Below are 18,850 nucleotides of genomic sequence, written 5' to 3' on the forward strand. Positions count from 1 at the left end.
ATGGGCGCGATCCACGGCGACAACGACACCGGCCATCGGATCGGCGGTGGCCGTGGTGAACTGGCGATACGCCGCGGACGTGGGTAGCGACCACAGGGTGGCCGTCACCAACTGGGCGCCGCCCAGGATCATCGCCGCCACCAGCCCGGTCGCCTCGTCGAATTGGTAGTCCCCACCCGAGCCGCAGGCGAGCAGGGCCACCCGCGGCGGCATCGGCAGCGCTAAGGACATCAGGTCCGAGGCGGTCAGCGGGCGGTGATCGCCGATAGCCTCGGCGTCGCCGGGTATCTCGGCGGTGTCGGCGAGGTGCAGCGCGGCCCGATCGGCCTGGCCGTCGGCCGAACTGGCGTGGCCCACATACAGCAGCCTGCTCGGCGCAAGGGTCAACAGCTTGGCCAGCCACGTGCGGTCGGCATCCTGGCGACGGAACAATTCGACCGCGGCGTCCACGGACGGCAGCACCGGCCGGTGCTCCAGCACGTCGGTGAAGTATTGTGCCAATGGCGTTGCAGGCGAGGGCCTGCCGAGCACCGAGCCCAGCGCCGAGTCGGGGCGCTGTCCCGGCACCCGGGGATCGAGCACCAGGAGCGGCGGACCGTCCTTCCTCGCGCCCCAGGAGACCGTCACCCGCGGCGAGTGCACGATATTCGGCGGGACCGCCAGCAACACGTCGACCAGTTCCATCAGCCGGTGACCGTCGGTGTGCTTTTCGATATCGGCGAGCTGCCACGGGATTCGGGCCGCCGTCCGGCCGCTTGCGGTGATGGCATCCTGGCGCGCGCGCACCAATTCTTCCTTGCTGGGCCCCGATTTCGGCAACGCCAGCAGTCCCCAGGGAACCCGAGCCAGCCGCGCGCTGGGCGAGACGAACAGCACCGCCCGCGGCTGGGTCACGCACTCGGTCAACAGCTGCCAGCCGGGGGAGCCGATCAACAGCACCCCGAGGATGTAGGCGAGCGTCAGCTCTCTGTCCGGCGCCGCGAAGGGCCCGGTGGTCAGCGCGCGCTCGATGGCGTCGCGCCGTCCCTCGGTGCCGTACGGCTCGGGCAGGGCGCTCACCAGTTCGTCGAGCGCGGCCAGCAGCAGCGGCTCTTCGATGACCCAGTTGACGGTCCGCGACGGCTCCCCGACGACCCGCAAGCTGGCGTAGGTGGCGATCCCGACGTCGGCATACCTCAGGATCAGCGTGGTTCGATCGGTCTCGCTCATGGCCACGTCGACCAGGCCGCCTCGGCCGCGGTGACCGCGCGGCCGTAGCGCTGGAGAGCCAGCTCACGATACTGGCTCAGGATCGGCTCCGCTTCGGGCTGCATGCGCAGCGGCGGCAACGGCCCGAGCCGGGTCAGCGATGCGCCACCGGTAGCCGGCGAGCCGGCCGCCGCCAGCGCGGGCGCGGGCTCCAGATCGGGATCGACCGGGACCGCTGGGGTGGCCGTCGATGCCCATTCGCCGGTGCGCGGCCGCTGGTCACCGGTATCGAAAGTCCCGCGCGCGCTGTGGTATTCGACCAGTTGGCTGATCAGCTCGGTGTTCTCCCATTCCCAGGCGACGGCGAAGGCGCCGGCCAGGACGGGGCCGGAAACGGTGGTGGCCCAGCGGGATCTCGCGTCGGCGTCGGCGATCGAATACCGCACCGAGTCAACGGCCAGCGCTGCGGGAACCTTGAGCTCGGCGGCCTGCTGGAGTTTGGTCATGGCGCGCCGGTATTTTTCGGTGCCGACCTCGCCGTGGAGGATGCCGAGCCCCTCCGCCTGGCGCGCCTCGGTCTCCTGCAGCGTCTCGTCGGGATCGCCCGAGCTGTCGAAGCCGAGGTCGGCCAACGCGTCGGCGCGCCACACGGTTCCGAGATGATTGTCGAGCAGCGCGTACTGTAGCCAGCTGCTGCGCGGCGACGAGTCGAGCAGTTCACGGGCCTGGGCGATCAGCTCGACCGCGTCGGCGAAGCGGCTCCAGAAGATCGCTATCCAGCTACGTTGCAACAGGATACGGTGCAGATACAGCGGCTTTCCCAATTCCCGCCAGTGCCGCTCGGCGTGTTCCCAGCATTCGTCGGCGGCTTCCAGCTTGCCCGCCCCCAGCCGGGTGAGTCCCATGAAAAGCCAGCAGCGGGCGGCGTCGTGTGCCCGGTCGTGACGGGCGATGACGGGGTAGGCCTCGGAAACCAGTTGCTCGGTGCCGGCGTGGTTGTTGGCCGCCCAGCACGCCGCCGCCCGCTCCAATTGCGCTCGCGCCGTGGCAAGTTCCCAGCCGTTGGCCTGGGCCCGGGCTTCCGCGCGGCGCAGCCAGGGATCCGCTTCCGATAGCCGGCCGGTTTCGACGCAGAACCTTCCGTAGCCGGTACCGGCGACGACCCGAACGTGGTCAGCGTCCGCGCCCGTACCGGTGTAGTCTTCCATGGCGCCAACGACGTTCTGCCACAGCGGAACCGACCGGACATGTAGGTCGTCGTCGCAGAGCGCCGTCGCGCACAGGACCCGGGCATGGATGCGCAGGCGCGCGTGTTCGTCGGCCAGGTCGGGAAGGTCCGCGTCCGAGCCGTCGTCGTCCAGCGTGGCCAACGCCGCGGCCGCGCCTTCGTGGTCGCCGATCGCCGCGGCCAGGCCGGCCTGCAGAAACTGAGCCCGCCGTGAGTACCGACGGATCATGTGCGTGATGCCGGCGTCGGCGGGCATGCTCGCATAGATCGATACGCAGTCTTGAATGCGCCGGATGGATTCGCGCACGCCGTCATTCGCGCCACGGTCGAGATAGATCTCGCCGAGCTGCGCAAGGACTTCCAGCATCAGATCGTCCCGGTCTTCCCGCTCGATGCGCGGTATCAAGGACAGCAACAGATCACGGGCCCCGGCTTCGTCGGCCGCGTACGCCAGGCGGCGCGCGTTGTCCAATTCGTCGGGGATTGACACGGCTGCATCATAAGTCCGCGGATGTGGTCCGGGCAGGGAAAGCGGCGAGCGGCGGACGCGTGAGTGAGCACGTCCGCCGCCCGGTCGCGACCGATCAGCCGCAGGTCACCTTGATGTTGAAGTCCTTGGTGATCATTCCGGCCATCGGATTCTTCAGGTCGGCGCCCTGCGCCTGGCCCGTGATGGTGTAGGTCTTACCGTCCACCGCCACGTCTGCCGAGCCGACCTTCGCACCCATGTTGTTGCTGACCGACAGCGCGTTGCCGTCGACAACCATTGCCAGCGACTCGACCTTCGGGGTGGACTCGTCGGTCATCACGACGGCGAGCGCCTGCCGTCCGCCGCTGGAACCACTGCCGATGTTGATCTTGCCGCCGGTCTTCACGCAGGTCACCGAAGCCGGGTCCAGGCCCGCCAGGTCGGTGCCGCCCACCTTGACCTGCGCCCCGCCGCCGTGGGCGACGCTGGGTGCCGTGCTCGATGCCGGGCTGGCCGTGTGGCCGCCGCTGGAACACCCCACGAGCACCGATGCGGCGCCCAGTGTCCCAATCGCAGCCGCGAGAAGTCGTTTCACTTTGCGATTTCCTTCCTCCATGCGCCGCCCCGATGGCGTCGTCATGGCGCAAGTACAGACCCCCGGATTCGCTACCGATCCCAAATTTCGCGGCGTCGAGCCGGTAGGCTGCGTCGGGGTCGGCGCTGACAAAAGGGAGGCACGCGATGCTGAGCGTGAAGTGGCTGGAAAAGCCTGAGGCCCATGACTTTCCGGCGGCCGCGGACTACCTCACCATGCTCGCGGACCCCGCGACCGTGAAAAAGGTGATCAAAAAGTTGAAGGCCGGCACGGTCACGCACCGGAAGGCCAAGGACATCCTGCGTGCGGCACGCCTGGGCCTACTGCCCGTCGACAATCCGCACGTCGCGGCCGACCTCACCAAAATCGAGAAGGGGCAACCGCTGTCGCCCATCCTGCTGGTGCGCGGCGACTTCCCGACCGGTGCCCCGTTGCAGATCGCCGACGGCTACCACCGCGTGTGCGCCAGCTACCACACCGACGAGAACACCGACATTCCGGTCGTCATCGCGGCCGTGAGCCGCTGACCGAGGATGTGACGATGATCGACATCGAGACCGTCGAATCCGTGCGGGTGCTGACCATGTCCTCGGGTCCCGTCAACGCCCAGGACGTCGAGCTGCTCGAGGCGCTGACCTCGGCGGTCCGCGACCTGGGCCGTTCGGACCCCGGCGCGCTGGTTGTCACCGGGGCGGGCCGGGCGTTCAGTGCCGGGGTCGACCTCAACCGCGTGGTCGACGGGGGCGCCGCCTACACCGATCGGCTGGTCCCGGCGCTGTCCGCGGCGTTCGAGGCGGTGTTCGCCTATCCGGGACCGACCGTCGCGGCGATCAACGGCGCCGCCATCGCGGGCGGGTGCGTGCTCGCGTGTGCCTGCGACCGCCGCCTCATCGGGCCCGAGGCGCCCATCGGAGCGGCCGAGGTGCGCGTCGGCGTGCCGTTCCCGGTCGCGGCGCTGGAGGTGATGCGCTACGCGTGCGGGGACCACACCGAGGAAGTGCTGCTGGTTGGACGCAACTATCGGGGGCCGGAGGCCGTCGCTCGTGGACTCGCCCATCGCGTCGTCGCCGACAATCTCCTCGAGGAGGCTGTGGCCGAGGCCTCGGATCTAGGCGGCATCCCCGCCGCCGCCTACCGCCGGACCAAGACCCAGCTGCGGGCCCCGGCGATGGCGCGGATCCGCGAGGGTGGCGCTGTCGACGACGAGGTCCGCCAGATGTGGGGCGCGGACGAGACCCGGCAACGCATCGCCGCCTACGTGGAGCGCCTGCGGCGGCGCGACTGATCAGGTCCGGCTATTCCTCATCGAGGGCGACCCCGCCCCTGGTGCGCCGGCGCCGCATCCGGTGCGACCCCTTCCCCGTCGGGCGACGGTTGCGCAACCTGGCCGGGCCTTCCTCGGTCTCCTCGGCGGGCTCTTCGGTCGCAGCCTGGGGTTCCGCCGTGGCGTCGGGCTCGGCGGCCGTGGAGCTCTCGGCCGTGACGGTCTCGGCCTCCTCCGGCTCGCCGGCCTCGGCTTCTTCGGTCTCGGCTTCTTCGGTCTCGGCCGCGGTGTCTTCGTCGGCGGCTTCGGTGTCTTCGTCGGTTTCGGCCTCGTCGGACTTCTTGCCGCGCAGCCGGCGCTTCTTGGGTTCCTTCACCTTGATCGGTTTCGGCGGTGGGGGCGGCAACTCGGCGACGAACGAAAGGTAGAACGCGAAGAAACCGAGCAGCGCGATCGCCGCGGCCGCCCCATAAATGGCGAACAGATACTGTCCCGCGGTGTCCAGGCTCAGCCAGATCTCGCTGATCGCCGTTCCGATGATCAGTACACCCGCCAGCACATGGCAGACGATCGAGGCGACCCGCAGCGTCAGGGCGAGCCGAGGCGTCCCCAGCTCCGGCTTGCGCACCCGCAGCAGGTTGAAAACGACAGGCAGCGCGGCCAAGGCGATCAGCGCACCCGTCGTGATACGCAGCGCCGTTCCCAACGAATGCGTGGTGTCACCCATCAGCTCCGGCCAACGGGGCAACACGAAAAAGAAGTACAGGGCGCCGGCGACGAGGGAGAACAGCAGGTGCCACGGCACGGCAATCTTGCGCCCCATACCCCTCCTCGTGCTGTTGAGTTCACGCCAGCCTAAAGGCGGCCAACCCGAATCCATACCAATTCGTGCTTTGTCCGCATGGCGGACCAATTGCGGAGGATGCGGGATTTGAACCCGCGAGGGCTGTTAACCCAACCCGCGTTCCAGGCGAGCGCCATAGGCCACTAGGCGAATCCTCCGTGGCCATGGTAACCGAGGCCGCCATAGCGGCCACCACGCGCTCCGCGCCAGGTATTACACTCGCGGTGGACCCCGCGCGGCGTCTATCCTGTGAACTCCCCCAGGGCCGGAAGGCAGCAAGGGTCAATGGGCTCTGTCGGGTGCGCGGGGTCCCCTATGTCCATTGAGTGGCAGACCCGCTTCGCCCGGCTCCGCCGCGCTTGCGATCGCCGCCAGGTTTGATGAGTGGCGACCCGCTGCGCCCGGCTTAGCCGCGCGTGCGATCGCCGCCAGGAACAGCGAAAGGGTCCGCCGTGTCGCTGGATTCCCTCAGCCCGGAAGAGCTCGCCGCCGCGCACGCGCGCAACCAGCAGGATTACGCGGCTCTGCAGGCCAAGAAGTTGGCCCTCGACCTGACCCGCGGCAAACCGGCGCCGGAGCAACTCGACCTGTCCAACCAGCTGCTGAGCCTGCCCGGCGACGACTACCGCGACAGCGAGGGCACCGACACCCGCAACTACGGCGGTCTGCACGGCCTGCCCGAGCTGCGCGCCATCTTCGGCGAGCTGCTCGGTATCCCGGTGCCCAACCTGATCGCCGGCAACAACTCCAGCCTGGAGCTGATGCACGACCTGGTCGCCTTCTCGATGCTGTACGGCGGCGTCGACTCGCAGCGCCCCTGGAAGGACGAGGCGAGCGTCAAGTTCTTGTGCCCCGTTCCCGGCTACGACCGGCACTTCGCCATCACCGAGACGATGGGCATCGAGATGATCCCCGTCCCGATGCTGGCCGACGGGCCCGACGTCGACCTCATCGAGGAGCTGGTGGTCGCCGATCCGGCGATCAAGGGCATGTGGTCGGTGCCGGTGTTCGGCAACCCCACCGGCATCACCTACTCGTGGGAAACCGTGCGCCGGCTGGTGCAGATGCGCACGGCCGCGCCGGACTTCCGGCTGTTCTGGGACAACGCCTACGCGGTGCACACCCTGACGCACGACTTCATCCGGCAGGTCGACGTGCTCGGGCTGGCGGCCAAGGCCGGCAACCCGAACCGGCCCTACGTCTTCGCGTCCACCTCCAAGATCACCTTCGCCGGCGCCGGCGTCAGCTTCCTGGGCGGCTCGCTGGGCAACATCGCGTGGTACCTGCAATACGCGGGCAAGAAGTCGATCGGCCCGGACAAGGTCAACCAGCTGAGGCACCTGCGCTTCTTCCGCGACGCCGACGGCGTGCGCCTGCACATGCTGCGGCACCAGCAGATACTTTCGCCCAAATTCGAGCTGGCGCTGGACATCCTGGACAAGCGGCTGGGCGATTCCAAGATCGCCACGTGGACCGAACCCCAGGGTGGCTACTTCATCAGCCTCGACGTGTGGCCCGGGACGGCGCGCCGGACCGTGGCGCTGGCGAAGGACGCGGGCATCGCGGTGACCGAGGCGGGGGCGTCGTTCCCCTACCGGAAAGACCCGGAGGACAAGAACATCCGGATCGCGCCGACATTCCCGTCGCTGCCCGACCTGCGCGACGCGGTCGACGGGCTGGCCACCTGCGCGCTGCTGGCGGCCTCGGAGTCGCTGCTCGTCTCCGCCGCATCGAGTGTGAGCTGAGGGCGACGACACGCCGAGCCGGATCGCCCAGGGCTCACACCGAAAGCCGCTGATGCACACTCAAAGCCCGTCGCGCTCTAGTCACCGGGCCTACTGTCCGGCGTCTCAGCGGGCCCTGCCGTGCCCGCATCGTGGTCGGACCGCGCCGGTAGCCTGCTGACCGTGGCCCTCTACCGCAAGTACCGTCCGGCAACCTTCGCCGAAGTGGTGGGGCAGGAGCATGTCACCGAACCGCTGTCGATCGCCCTGGAGGCCGGCCGGATAAACCACGCCTACCTGTTTTCCGGCCCCCGGGGCTGCGGGAAGACGTCCTCGGCGCGCATCCTGGCCCGGTCGCTGAACTGCGCGCAGGGTCCCACCGCCAACCCGTGCGGGGTCTGCGAATCGTGCACGGCGCTGGCCCCGAACGCCCCCGGCAGCATCGACGTGGTCGAGCTGGACGCCGCCAGCCACGGCGGGGTGGACGACACGCGCGAACTACGGGACCGCGCGTTCTACGCGCCGGCGCAGTCGCGCTATCGGGTGTTCATCATCGACGAGGCGCACATGGTGACCACCGCGGGTTTCAACGCCCTGCTCAAGATCGTCGAAGAACCGCCCGAGCACCTCATCTTCATCTTCGCCACCACCGAACCGGAGAAGGTGTTGCCGACGATCCGGTCGCGCACCCACCACTATCCGTTCCGGCTGCTACCCCCGAAGACCATGCGGGCGTTGATCGGCCGGATCTGCGAACAGGAGGGCGTCGTCGTCGACGACGCGGTGTACCCGCTGGTGATCCGTGCCGGCGGTGGCTCACCGCGCGACACGCTCTCGGTGCTCGATCAGCTGCTGGCGGGCTCTGAGACTGGTCCCGGGGGGCCCCACGTCACCTACCAACGCGCGCTCGGACTGCTGGGGGCCACCGACGTCGCGCTGATCGACGACGCGGTGGACGCCCTGGCCGCGTCGGACGCCGCGGCCCTGTTCGGCGCGGTGGAATCGGTGATCGACGCGGGCCACGACCCGCGGCGCTTCGCGACCGACCTGCTGGAGCGGTTCCGCGACCTCCTCGTGCTCCAAGCCGTTCCGGACGCCGTCAGCCGCGGCGTGGTGGACGCCCCCGAGGACGTGCTCGACCGGATGCGCGACCAGGCGACCCGCCTCGGGTCGGCTACCCTGACCCGCTACGCCGAGGTCGTGCAGGCCGGGCTGGGCGAGATGCGGGGGGCGACGGCCCCGCGCCTGCTGCTGGAGGTCGTCTGCGCGCGGCTGCTGCTGCCCTCGGCCAGCGACACCGAGTCGGCCCTGCTGCAGCGCGTCGAGCGGATCGAGACCCGGCTTGACATGTCCATTCCCGCCTCCGAGGCCGCCGTCGCGCACCCGCCGCCGGTCGCCGCTCCAGTGCGGCCGCGCAGGGAGGCCGCCCGGCCCCGGGAGGCAGCCCCGCCCAGGTCGGCGCCGCCCGTACCCATGCCGGAGGCCGTCCCCGAACCGGTCCCGGCGCCCGCGGTCCCCGAGCCGGTCCCGGCGCCGCCTGTCGCCGAACCGGTGGCCGCGCCGGGCGAACTCAACGCCGCCGCGGTGCGAACCATGTGGCCGACCGTGCGCGAAAAGGTGCGTCAGCGCAGCCGCACCACCGAGGTGATGCTGGCGGGCGCGACCGTCCGGGCGATCGAGGAAAACACGCTGGTGCTGACGCATTCGTCGGCGCCGCTGGCCAAGCGGCTGTGCGAACAGCGCAACGCCGACGTCATCGCCGAAGCGCTCAAGGATGCCCTGGGCGTCAACTGGCGGGTGCGCTGCGAGGTGGGCGCCGCGACACCGGTCGAGTCGCCGCCGCCGGCACCGCCGGCCGCCGAGCCCCCGCCCGACCTGGCCCAGCGCGACGAAGAGGAGCACATGCTCGCCGAAGCCGGCCGCACGGAGGCGTCGGAGCCGCGCCGCGACCCCGAGGAGGTCGCGCTCGAGCTGCTACAGAACGAGCTGGGCGCGCGCCGGATCGATAACGCCTGACGCCGGCTAGCGGCGATCGCAAGCGCGGCGGGGCCGGGCGCGGAGGGTCGCCGCCAGAAGGCTAGGGCGCCCACCAGGGCCGCAGCGGCAGGTGATCGTCGCCGCACGCGTCGACGTTGGCCGCCAGCACGTGGTGCAGCTGCAGGTTGTTCTGCTCAAAGGCCACCCGCGAGGCCGCCATGTACAGGCCCCACACCTTGGCGGTGGCCAGGCCGACCTCGTCGACGGCTTCGTCCCAGTGCTCGACCAGGTTGCGGCACCAGTCCCGCAGCGTCATCGCGTAGTGGTGCCGGAAGTTCTCCTCGTGCAGCACCTCGAAGCCCACGTCCTGGACCTCGGTGATGATGCGGCCCGAGCCGGTCAGCTCGCCGTCCGGGAAGACGTAGCGGTCGGTGAAACCACCCGCGAACGACGTCGACTTGTTGTCGTGGCGGGTGATGCAGTGGTTGAGCAGCAGGCCGCCGGTGCGCAGCTTCGACTTCAGGAACCCGAAGTAGGCCGGGTAGTTCTTCACGCCGATGTGTTCGGTCAGCCCGATCGAGGACACTGCGTCGAACCCGCCTTCGGCGATGTCGCGGTAGTCGGAATGGCGGACCTCGGCGAGGCCCGCGAGTCCCTCCTCGTCGATCGCCCGCTGCGCCCACCTGGCCTGCTCACTCGACAGGGTGGCGCCGATCACCCGGACGCCGCGTCGGGCGGCGAAGCGGACCATGCCGCCCCACCCGCAGCCGACGTCGAGCAGCCGGTCGCCCGGCTGCAGCCTCAACTTCTCGAAGACCAGCCGGTACTTGTTGTCCTGGGCCTCCTCCAGCGTCGCGTCGGCGTCGGGGTAGACCGCGCACGTGTACGTCATCGACGGGCCGAGCACCCACTCGTAGAAGGTGTTGGAGACGTCGTAATGGTGGTGGATGGCCTCGGCGTCGCGGGTCTTGGTGTGCATCAGCCCGTCGGCAATCCGGCGCCACCGGGGTGGCGTCTCCTGCGGCGGCGGGGCGACCGGCACCAGCCGCTCGAGCCCCATCGAACGCACCACGTTCGCGAGGACGCGAGCCGGCGGCCGCTTGAATTGGACGCGGTCGGTGAGCGTCTTGAGCAGCTGGTAGGGATCACCGGCGTGGACGCCGTAGAGGTCCAGGTCGCCCGCCACATACGCGCGGGCGAGGCCGAGTTCGCCTGGAGCGGTGGCCAAGTAGGTGGCGCCGCGCGGGGTTCGCAGGTCCAGGCCCAGTTCGGCGTCCGCACTGCCCGCGATGCTGCCGTCGTAGGCCGTGAACTTCAGGGGATGGTGCCCGGTCGCGGCGAAGATCTCCAGGATCTCCGCCATGCTGAGCTTGCCGGTGGTGCGGTGGGGTTCTTTGATCGTCGTCATCGCCGTTGTACCGCCTTTGCGTAGAGGTCGAGGAGACGGGAATCGGGATCGTAGGTTTTCTTGACCGTGTTGTAGGCCTCGCCGCCGTACAACTCGTCGAATTCCTCGCGGGCGTAGTACGAGTCGGAATATAGCGACTTGTGCCCGTCGAATTCGCTCACCTTCGCTTCGATCTTCCGGTTGGTTCCACCTTCCGTGGTGCCCGCCGGCACCGAAGACCAAAAGCCGATATTGACGTACGTGTGGTCGGGCCGCATCGGATACAGCGGCCAGCCCTCGTGGTCGCGCAGCCGCAGCGGGCACAGCCAGAGGGGGGTGATGGGCACGTTGCCCAGGAACCACTCCAAGAATTCGCAGGTCCGTTTGACGGGAACCTCCACGTCTTGGACCACCCGCTCCCGCGGCGGACGCCCCTTGCGTTTCTCGATCCGATCGGCGATACCGAACCGCTGGTCCATGGCGACGAGCTTCGAGTAGACGCTGCTGCGCCGGTAGCGGCGCGGCCACCAGCGCCGCAATCGGGGGTTCTGCACACCGAATGCCCGCGAGCACCAGAACCAGTCGGTGTCCCAGCGCCAGAAGTAATCGTGCATCGTCAGCCGGTCGTCCTTGGTGGCTTCCACGCCTGGGAAGTCGTGCCGAATCGATTGGTAGTAGATGTTTTTCCCGGTGTAATCGCTCACCGGCCCCGGGTTGGTGGTTCGCCGGCCCACGCACAGGTAGCTTTCGTCCGCGCTGAACACCACGCCGTCGAGATAGTCGACGGGTGTGCCGCCCTGGCCGCCGGTGTCGATGATGCGTTCCATGGCCGCGACCAGCTCGGGCAACGAGCGGAAGCGCACATGCCGCAACGCCACAAACGGCGCGACGGGCTCCAGCTCGATCCGCAGCCGGGTCGAATACCCGAGCGTCCCATAGGAATTGGGAAAGGCGCGAAAGAGATCGGCGTGCTCGGTGCGGGAGGCGGTCAGCAATTCGCCGGCACCGGTGAGGATGTCCATCTCCAGCACCGATTCGTGCGGCAGGCCATTGCGGAACGACGCCGACTCGATGCCCAAGCCGCTGACCGCCCCGCCCAGCGTGATGGTCTTCAGCTGCGGGACGACCAGCGGCGAAAGGCCAAAAGGCAAGGTCGCGGCGACCAGGTCCTCATAGGTGCACATGCCGGCGACGTCGGCGGTGCGGGATTCGGGATCCACACCCAGCACGCCGGTCAGCCCCGATGTGTCCAGGCCCGGGGCGTCACGTTTGGTGCGGGCGCGGAACAGATTTGACGTTGGTTTGGCGAGCCGGACGGCGGACGTCGCGGGGATGGATCGATAACTCGCCATCAACCGGTCAACGCCCGACTTGTGCGCCGACAGTGCAGATCCAGGGACAGGCACCACATATACCCTAGTCTTCGACCACAGCCCGTGCACCCGAGCGCGGGCGGGCATAGCTTCAGGAGTTGTTTTGGGACAGGTGAGTGCTGCCAGCACGATTTTGGTCAATGTGGAGCCGACCGCCACCTTGGCGGCGGTTGCGGACTATGAGACGGTCCGTCCGAAAATTCTGTCCCCGCAGTACAGCGGCTACCAGGTGTTACAGGGCGGCCAGGGGGCCGGCACGGTCGCCAAGTGGAAGTTGCAGGCCACCAAGTCCCGAGTCCGCGACGTGCAGGTCAACGTCGACGTCGCCGGCCACTCGGTCATCGAGAAGGACGCGAACTCGTCGATGATCATCAACTGGACCGTGGCGCCCGCCGGGCCCGGCTCGAGCGTCACCGTGAAGACCACCTGGACCGGCGCGGGCGGCGTCAAGGGATTCTTCGAGAAGACGTTTGCACCATTGGGACTGAAGAGGATTCAGGGCGAGGTCTTGGCCAACCTCAAGCGGGAATTGGAGGGCTAGGCGCGACTGGCGACCGCCACCGTCGGCCCGAGCGCCCGAGTGCGGAACTCGACATTGATCGACGGATCCGCATGCCTTGCGAGCGCCGTCAGCGCCGACGGGCTGTACGCCCGCAACGAGCTGATGACCCCGTCGTGTGCCAACGGGATCAGCCGAGTGAACGGGAGCACCGCCGCCAGCACCATGACGTGGAGCGGCGCCGGAGGCCTGCGGAGGTCGATGATCAGCAACTTCTTCGCGGCGCGGGTTCCCTCGGCGAACACCCGGGCGGCCTGCTCGGGGGGTAAATGGTGCAGCGACAGCGCGAACAGCGCGAGGTCGTAGTGGCCGTCCGGGGCGTCGATCGCGGTGGCGTCCATCTGCCGCACCGTCGCCCGCGGGTGTGCGCCCAGGTCGCCGGCGGCGACCTCGGCGACGAACGCGGGATCGACGTCGGTGACCGTGACATGCGCCGTGGGGTGGTTGGCCAGCAGCCTGCGCGACAGACCGCCGAATCCGGCCCCGAGTTCGAGGATCTTCGGGGAGGGCACATCAGCCACCTCGGCGAGCGCCACCCGGGCCAACCCCTCGTGCGCGCGCGACCGTCGTCGTTCGGCGCGGTCGAGCGCGGCGATCACCCTGCGCTTGAGATCGTCGACGTCGTCGCGGTCCAGGTATTCAAGCCGGTCGGTTTGTAACCTCCGGTCCAGCCAGGAGGCGTCCGGCCCGCCCCTGGGCATGCGCGCAAAGTCGACCGAATCAACCGTTTGCCGTTTCTTCACCGTGACCGCCTCGCGTTCTCCAGAGCAAATTTGAGGTGCTCGCCATACATGTTGAGCGACGCGGTGCTCAACATGTCGTAGTGCGAGCAGTCGATCGAGTATGCCGTGAAGGAACCGGCGGTATGCGATTTCCACTTCTTCAGCCGCGACCTGGCCGCCAGGTGAGTTCCCATCTTGTGCATTTGCGCCAATAGCGTTGGGTCGCCGCCATTTCGGTGTCCGTTGCGGGCGGCGGAGAACACGACCATGTCGCCGTCGAACACCTCCGGCACGTGCTCGGCCAGGAACGATTGGCTGGCGTTGGCGCTGTTGACCATGAACTCCAACAGCTCTTTCGGCGGCAGGATGGAGCTGCCCAGCTTCTGGCGAATCAATTCTTCGGCGCGCTGATAGGTGAGGGGACCCGGCTGAGCGTCTATGCCGTTGGCGCGGAGAATTCGCTGAAGGATCTGACTCTCGGCCGATGCGCGAATCTTGTTGGCGCCGAGCCTGGTTACGCCCTTGGTAGCCGAATAGGGAGCGTCGAGCAACACCAGGCTTTGGACCACGCATCCGCGTCTCTGGAGCTCGATCGCGAGTTCCTGGGCGACGACGCCGCCGAAGGACCAGCCCAGCAGCTTGTACGGCCCGTCGGGATAGAGCGCTTGGAGCGTGTCGGCGTATCTGGCCGCCATCGCCCGAATCGATTCGGGTTCGCCCTCGCCGTTTTGTGGGACGCGGTTGATTCCGATGACTGGGCAATCCAGGTACCGGCCCAACGCTCGGTACGGCCAGCTGAGTCCGAAGCCGTCATGGATGCACCACAGTGGTACACCGCTGCCCTCGTTGAGGGTCTCGACGGGCACCAACTCCTCGGCGCTCGCGGGCGTGCCCAGTTGCCGGCTGAGGCGCCGAACGGACGGCGCGTAGAACAGGGTGCGCACCGCCAGGCCCGCGCCCAGGGCCGCATTGATCGCCGCGGTTGCCCGCATCGCCGAAATGCTGTCACCGCCCAGGTCGAAGAACGAGTCGTCGACTCCGACTCGTTCCACACCGAGCACCTGCGCGTAAATGTCTGCCAGGACCTTCTCGACCGAATTCGCCGGGGCCCGGTACCGGTCGCCGTCCGCGTACCGGGGCGCCGGCAGCGCCCGCGTGTTCAGCTTGCCGTTGACGGTCAGGGGCAGCGCCTGCAGTGCCATGACCGAGGCCGGGACCATGTGGGCCGGTAGCCGTCGGGCCAGTTCCGCGCGCACGGTGGCCGGGTCGGCGGTGCCGGTGATGTAACCGACCAAGCGCCTTTCGCCGGGGCGGTCCTCGCGGGCGATCACGGCCGCGTGCTCGACGCCCTCGAGTTCGGCTAGCGCGGTGCGGATTTCGCCGAGTTCGACCCGGTAGCCGCGGATCTTGACCTGATCGTCGGTGCGCCCGAGATACTCGAGTTGCCCGTCGGCGCGCCAGCGCACCCTATCCCCCGTGCGATACATCCGCGTTCCGGGCGGTCCGAACGGGCACGCCACAAACCGCGAAGCGGACAGTCCGGGCCGACGCCAATAGCCCACTCCGACACCGCGTCCGGCCACGTAGAGTTCGCCGACGACACCGGCCGAGACCGGGCGCAGCCAGCCGTCGAGCACGACGAGCGCGGCGCCGGGCACCGGCGCACCGATCGGTACGACATCCGATCCCGCTGTAAGGGGCGCGCTCAAGGTCACCCACATCGTTGTCTCGGTCGGGCCGTATTCGTTGATCATCACCCGGCCGGGTGCCCACCGCTCCACGACGTCGGGCGGGCAGGGCTCACCGCCGACCAGCAACGCCACCGACTCCAATCCTTCGGGCGCGAGCGTGCTGACCGCCGTCGGCGTTTGGCACAACACCGTGACCTCTTCGGTGACCAGGAGCTGGTGGAAGTCGGCCGGGGATGCGGCCACCGACTCCGGCACCACGACCAGCCGTCCGCCATTGAGCAGGGCGCCGAATACCTCCCAGCCCGAGATGTCGAAGCTGTAGGAGTGCCATTGCGTCCATACCTGTTGTGGCGCGGCCAGATCGGGATCGAGCGACCCGACCAGCTGCGTCACGTTGTGGTGGGTGATCGACACGCCTTTGGGTACGCCGGTCGTTCCCGAGGTGTAGATGATGTAGGCGAGCTCATCAGGATCCGGCAGCGGCAGGGCGGTGATGGGGCATGTCGAGACCCGGGGGTCGTTGACGTCGATGACCGGCAGCGCGGACCCGTCCAGCCGGTCTGCCGAGCCTCCGGTCGTGATCGCGGCGACCGGTGCCGCATCGGCGATCATGAACTCGATCCGGTCCCGCGGCAGCGCCGGGTCGATCGGCAGATAGGCCGCACCGGCCTTCAACACCGCGAGGATGCCGACGATCGCGTCCGCCGTGCGGGCGGACAGCAGCGCCACGCACCGTCCGGGCCCCGCCCCCCGTTCGGTCAACAGGTGCGCCAAGCGGTTCGCCGACGCGTCGAGTTCGCGGTAGGACATCGAGCGACCGGCGCAGGTGACCGCCACGGCATCGGGGGTGCGCGCGACCTGAGCGGCGAAGGACGCCGGAATGGAGACCGGTGTCGCGGGCCGTTCCAACGTTGCCAGGTTGCCCCAGTCACGGAGGCGGGCGTGTTCCGGCTCGTCGAGTAGGTCGAAGGTGGACAGTCGGGCGGTCGGGTCGGCGGTCATGGCCTTCAGCACGCGTTCCAGCTGCGTGATGAGTATGTGGATGGTGTCGGCGTCGAAGATGCCGGTGTCGTATTCCAGGCGCACGCCGAGCTGCTCACCCGTGCGAGCTTCCAATGTCAGTGGGTAATGGGTGGATTCGTGTGTGGTCATGTCGGTGACCGCGAACTCACGGGCACCCGCCATCGCGCTGGTGTCGACGGGATAGTTCTCGTAGACGAAGAGCGTGTCGAACAATTGGTCGTGGCCGGTGATGTGGTGGATCGCCGTGAGCGCCAGGTGCTGGTGATCCAGCGTCTGGTTGTGGGCCTGCTGGAGGTGGTGCAACAACTGCGTGGTGGTGGTGTCCGCGCCGATGGTGGCGCGCACCGGCACCGTGTTGATCAACAGCCCGACAACCGATTCCGCGCCGGGAAGCTCGGTCGGGCGTCCGGAGACCGCGGCGCCGAAGACGACGTCGTGTTGGCCGGTCAGCCACATCAGCAGTTGCGCCCAACCGGCCTGCAACACGGTGTTGACGGTGGTGTGATGCGAGCGCGCCAGTTCGGTGAGCGCGTGAGTCGTCCGCTCCGAGAACCGATACGAGGCCTCGCCTCGGCGCCCGGGCCCCGTCCTGTTTGCGGAGCCGACGAGGGTGGGGGTGTCGAATCCGGTGAGAACCTCGCGCCATGCGGTGTGGGCGGCATCGAGGTCGCGATCGGCCAGCCAGGTGACGAACCTGCGATACGAGGTGGACGCCGGGAGCCGCTGCCCGTAGTAGGCGGCGAACATCTCCTGCAACAGGATCGACGTCGACCAGCCGTCGAGCACGATGTGGTGATTGGTGACCACGATCCGATGCCGGTCCGGTGCCGTGCGGATGAGCGCCACCCGGAAGGCCGGCGGATTCGCCAGGTCACAGACGGCGACGCGCTCGGCCGTGCACAGCTGCCGGATTCGGGTATCGGTGTCGTCGATGTTGTCCAGTTCGACGTACTGCCATGCCGCCGCGGGATCGGCAGGGATGAGTTGAACCGGTTCGCCTTGGGTGCAGAAGCGGGCCGCAAGGTTGGGGTGGCGATCGACCACGGTCTGTACCGCGGCGCGCATCCGGTCGGGGTCCAGCGGCCCGGTCACGGTGAAATCCAGTTGGACGGAATAGAGTTCGGCCAGATCGTCGAGACCCTGGGTGGTGCTGGCATGGAACAACAGGCCCTGCTGCAGCGGGGTGAGCGGCAGAATGTCGGCGACCGAATACTGCTGTTGGAGGGCGTCGATCTCCCGCTGGGTGAGCCGCGCGGGTGCGATGTCGGAGGGGGTCAGACCGCCGCCACCCCGCGCGACGTGGGCGCAGACGCCGGCCAGGGCCTCGAACCACAACCGGTTGAGTCGGCTGACGCCGGCGTGGTCGAGCGCTGAGGGCGCCCAGGTCCAGGTGGCGTTCAGCGCAGGGCCGGAATCGGTTTCGACGGCGACGGCGCTGAGCTCTACGGTGTGCATCATCGGCATGTTCACCGCAGACGCGGCCGCGGTGAACGCAGATCCGTCCGCGCTGATCAGCCACAGATCGTCCGACGGCTCGGAGCCGTGTGCGCCAAGACGTCCCAGATAGTTGAATCCGATCGTGGGTTCGGCGCCCATGAGCGTGGTGTCGAGGTAGCGCAGCAGCCCATAGGTCAGGGGATCGGGGAGCGCGCGGAGTTGTTCCTTGGCGCGCTTGATGATCGGGCCGAGGTCGGCGTCGCCGGCCACCACCAGCGCCCAGGGCAGCGCGCCGGAGCTCAGCGCGACGGGGTATTTGGTGGTGAACCAGCCCACGGTGCGGGACAGGTCCACGTCGGCGGCCAGCTCTTCGTCGCGGCCATGGCCTTCGACGTCGAGAGCGATCGCGGCGTCGCCGGTGCCCAGGAACTCGGCGCAGGCCAATGCGAACGCGATCAGGAGGATGTCCTGGATTCCCGCGTGGAACGCCGCGGGCACGTCGCTCATCAGCTGGCGGGCGGTCTCACCGTCCAGCGACGCGGTCAGGTGCCCGGCGTTCGCGTAGGTGTCTGGCGCCTCCGGCAGGGCGGGTCGCGCCGCCAATACCTGCTGCCAGGCTTCGCTCTGCGCTAATACCGTTGGGTCGTCGGCATGTTGGGCGAGGAGTGCGGCCCACCGTTGGAATGACGTCATCACCGGGGGGAGGGCTATCGGGTGCCCGCTGTGGTGTTGGGCCCAGGCGATGTTGATGTCTTCGAGCAGGATCCGCCACGACACCGCGTCGACGGCCAGGTGGTGGATGATCAGGGCCAACTGCCTGGTGGTGCTCGCCCACACGGCGCTGAGCATGACCCCGCCGGCCGGACTGAGCCGGGACCGGGCGGCGATGATCGTCTCGTCGGTGAGCGCGTCGACGGTGTGCAGTAGCGCTGCGGCGTGCGCCGAGTCCGGTTCTGGCACGGTCAATTTCCAGCCGCCGGGCCCGTCGTCGACGCGCAGTCTCAACATGGCGTGCCGATCCAGCAGGGCCTGCAGCACGACCGTGACGTCGGCCAGTTCGACACCCGCGGGTGCCTGCAACACCATGGTCTGGTTGAACTGGTCAACGGGGCCGTCGACGCTGCTCAGCCAACGGATTATCGGTGTCGCCGCCACGTCGCCGATTCCCTCGTCGATGGGCCGGTGCGTGTCGGCCACGCCGACCACCCGGGCCAGTCCGGCCACGGTTTGCTCGACGAAGATGTCGCGCGGCCGGCAGCTGAGGCCGGCGGCGCGGGGCCCCGACACCACCTGCAATGGGGCCCAACCCCCCAAAGGATTAAACAAAATTGGGCGTGTTTGGGCACAACCCAACCACCCCGAGGGCGCA

General features: G+C 68.6%; 12 protein-coding genes, 1 tRNA gene, 1 other RNA gene and 1 pseudogene. 6 read left to right on the forward strand and 9 right to left on the reverse strand.

The window, feature by feature from the left end; genetic code table 11:
- The 3 genes from A9X03_RS08875 to A9X03_RS08885 all read right to left on the reverse strand — a co-directional run.
- Positions 1-1,209, reverse strand: a 1,209-nt coding sequence (locus A9X03_RS08875; RefSeq protein ID WP_067780865.1) for a CHAT domain-containing protein, incomplete at its 3' end; no start/stop codon positions are given.
- A complete protein-coding gene (locus A9X03_RS08880; RefSeq protein WP_068260645.1) occupies positions 1,206-2,906 on the reverse strand; it encodes a hypothetical protein in 1,701 nt (566 codons plus the stop codon). The genes A9X03_RS08880 and A9X03_RS08875, both read right to left, overlap by 4 nt.
- A 94-nt stretch (positions 2,907-3,000) precedes the next feature.
- The gene (locus A9X03_RS08885) at positions 3,001-3,480 is read right to left on the reverse strand and encodes a lipoprotein LpqH (RefSeq protein ID WP_067747255.1); all 480 of its coding nucleotides are present in this window, start codon (positions 3,478-3,480) and stop codon (positions 3,001-3,003) included.
- A 146-nt stretch (positions 3,481-3,626) separates the two neighbouring features.
- Between A9X03_RS08885 and A9X03_RS08890 the strand changes: the two genes are divergently transcribed.
- A complete protein-coding gene (locus A9X03_RS08890) occupies positions 3,627-4,007 on the forward strand; it encodes a hypothetical protein (RefSeq protein ID WP_067278284.1) in 381 nt (126 codons plus the stop codon).
- Positions 4,008-4,021: 14 nt separating this feature from the next.
- A complete protein-coding gene (locus tag A9X03_RS08895) occupies positions 4,022-4,765 on the forward strand; it encodes an enoyl-CoA hydratase/isomerase family protein (protein ID WP_067783463.1) in 744 nt (247 codons plus the stop codon).
- Positions 4,766-4,775: 10 nt separating this feature from the next.
- On the opposite strand, the gene A9X03_RS08900 is transcribed toward A9X03_RS08895, so the two are convergent.
- Positions 4,776-5,567, reverse strand: a complete 792-nt coding sequence (locus A9X03_RS08900) for a hypothetical protein (RefSeq protein ID WP_067783460.1) — start codon at positions 5,565-5,567, stop codon at positions 4,776-4,778.
- A gap of 93 nt (positions 5,568-5,660) precedes the next feature.
- Positions 5,661-5,746, reverse strand: a tRNA-Ser gene (locus A9X03_RS08905).
- Between the two features lie 65 nt (positions 5,747-5,811).
- Between A9X03_RS08905 and ffs the strand changes: the two genes are divergently transcribed.
- The 3 genes from ffs (at position 5,812) to A9X03_RS08920 (ending at position 9,328) form a co-directional block, all read left to right on the forward strand.
- An RNA gene (gene ffs / locus A9X03_RS08910) (signal recognition particle sRNA small type) lies at positions 5,812-5,906 on the forward strand.
- A gap of 134 nt (positions 5,907-6,040) precedes the next feature.
- Positions 6,041-7,333: an aminotransferase class I/II-fold pyridoxal phosphate-dependent enzyme gene (locus A9X03_RS08915; RefSeq protein ID WP_067747231.1), complete on the forward strand. Its 1,293-nt coding sequence runs from the start codon at positions 6,041-6,043 to the stop codon at positions 7,331-7,333.
- A gap of 162 nt (positions 7,334-7,495) precedes the next feature.
- Complete coding sequence (locus A9X03_RS08920) at positions 7,496-9,328, forward strand: DNA polymerase III subunits gamma/tau (protein ID WP_067781140.1); 1,833 nt, start codon at positions 7,496-7,498, stop codon at positions 9,326-9,328.
- A gap of 61 nt (positions 9,329-9,389) precedes the next feature.
- On the opposite strand, the gene A9X03_RS08925 is transcribed toward A9X03_RS08920, so the two are convergent.
- Together A9X03_RS08925 and A9X03_RS08930 are read right to left on the reverse strand one after the other, a co-directional pair.
- Positions 9,390-10,697, reverse strand: coding sequence for a class I SAM-dependent methyltransferase (locus A9X03_RS08925; protein ID WP_197499007.1), 1,308 nt, complete (start codon positions 10,695-10,697; stop codon positions 9,390-9,392).
- A complete protein-coding gene (locus tag A9X03_RS08930) occupies positions 10,694-12,085 on the reverse strand; it encodes an FAD-binding oxidoreductase (protein ID WP_068260648.1) in 1,392 nt (463 codons plus the stop codon). Before A9X03_RS08930 ends, A9X03_RS08925 begins: the two co-directional genes overlap by 4 nt.
- A gap of 67 nt (positions 12,086-12,152) precedes the next feature.
- Here A9X03_RS08930 and A9X03_RS08935 point away from each other — a divergent pair, with 67 nt between their 5' ends.
- On the forward strand, positions 12,153-12,590 hold the full coding sequence (locus A9X03_RS08935) for an SRPBCC family protein (protein ID WP_068260651.1): 438 nt from the start codon (positions 12,153-12,155) through the stop codon (positions 12,588-12,590).
- On the opposite strand, the gene A9X03_RS08940 is transcribed toward A9X03_RS08935, so the two are convergent.
- Entirely contained in the window at positions 12,587-13,309 is a 723-nt protein-coding gene (locus A9X03_RS08940; RefSeq protein ID WP_067747263.1) for a class I SAM-dependent methyltransferase, read from the reverse strand. The two genes, A9X03_RS08935 and A9X03_RS08940, sit on opposite strands and share 4 nt — an antisense overlap.
- Before the next feature lie 38 nt (positions 13,310-13,347).
- Positions 13,348-18,804, reverse strand: a pseudogene (locus A9X03_RS08945) (amino acid adenylation domain-containing protein); the annotation flags it as partial.
- Positions 18,805-18,850 lie beyond the last annotated feature (46 nt).

The sequence above is a fragment of the Mycobacterium sp. E1715 genome (genome assembly GCF_001667625.1).
Classification (GTDB): Bacteria; Actinomycetota; Actinomycetes; order Mycobacteriales; family Mycobacteriaceae; genus Mycobacterium.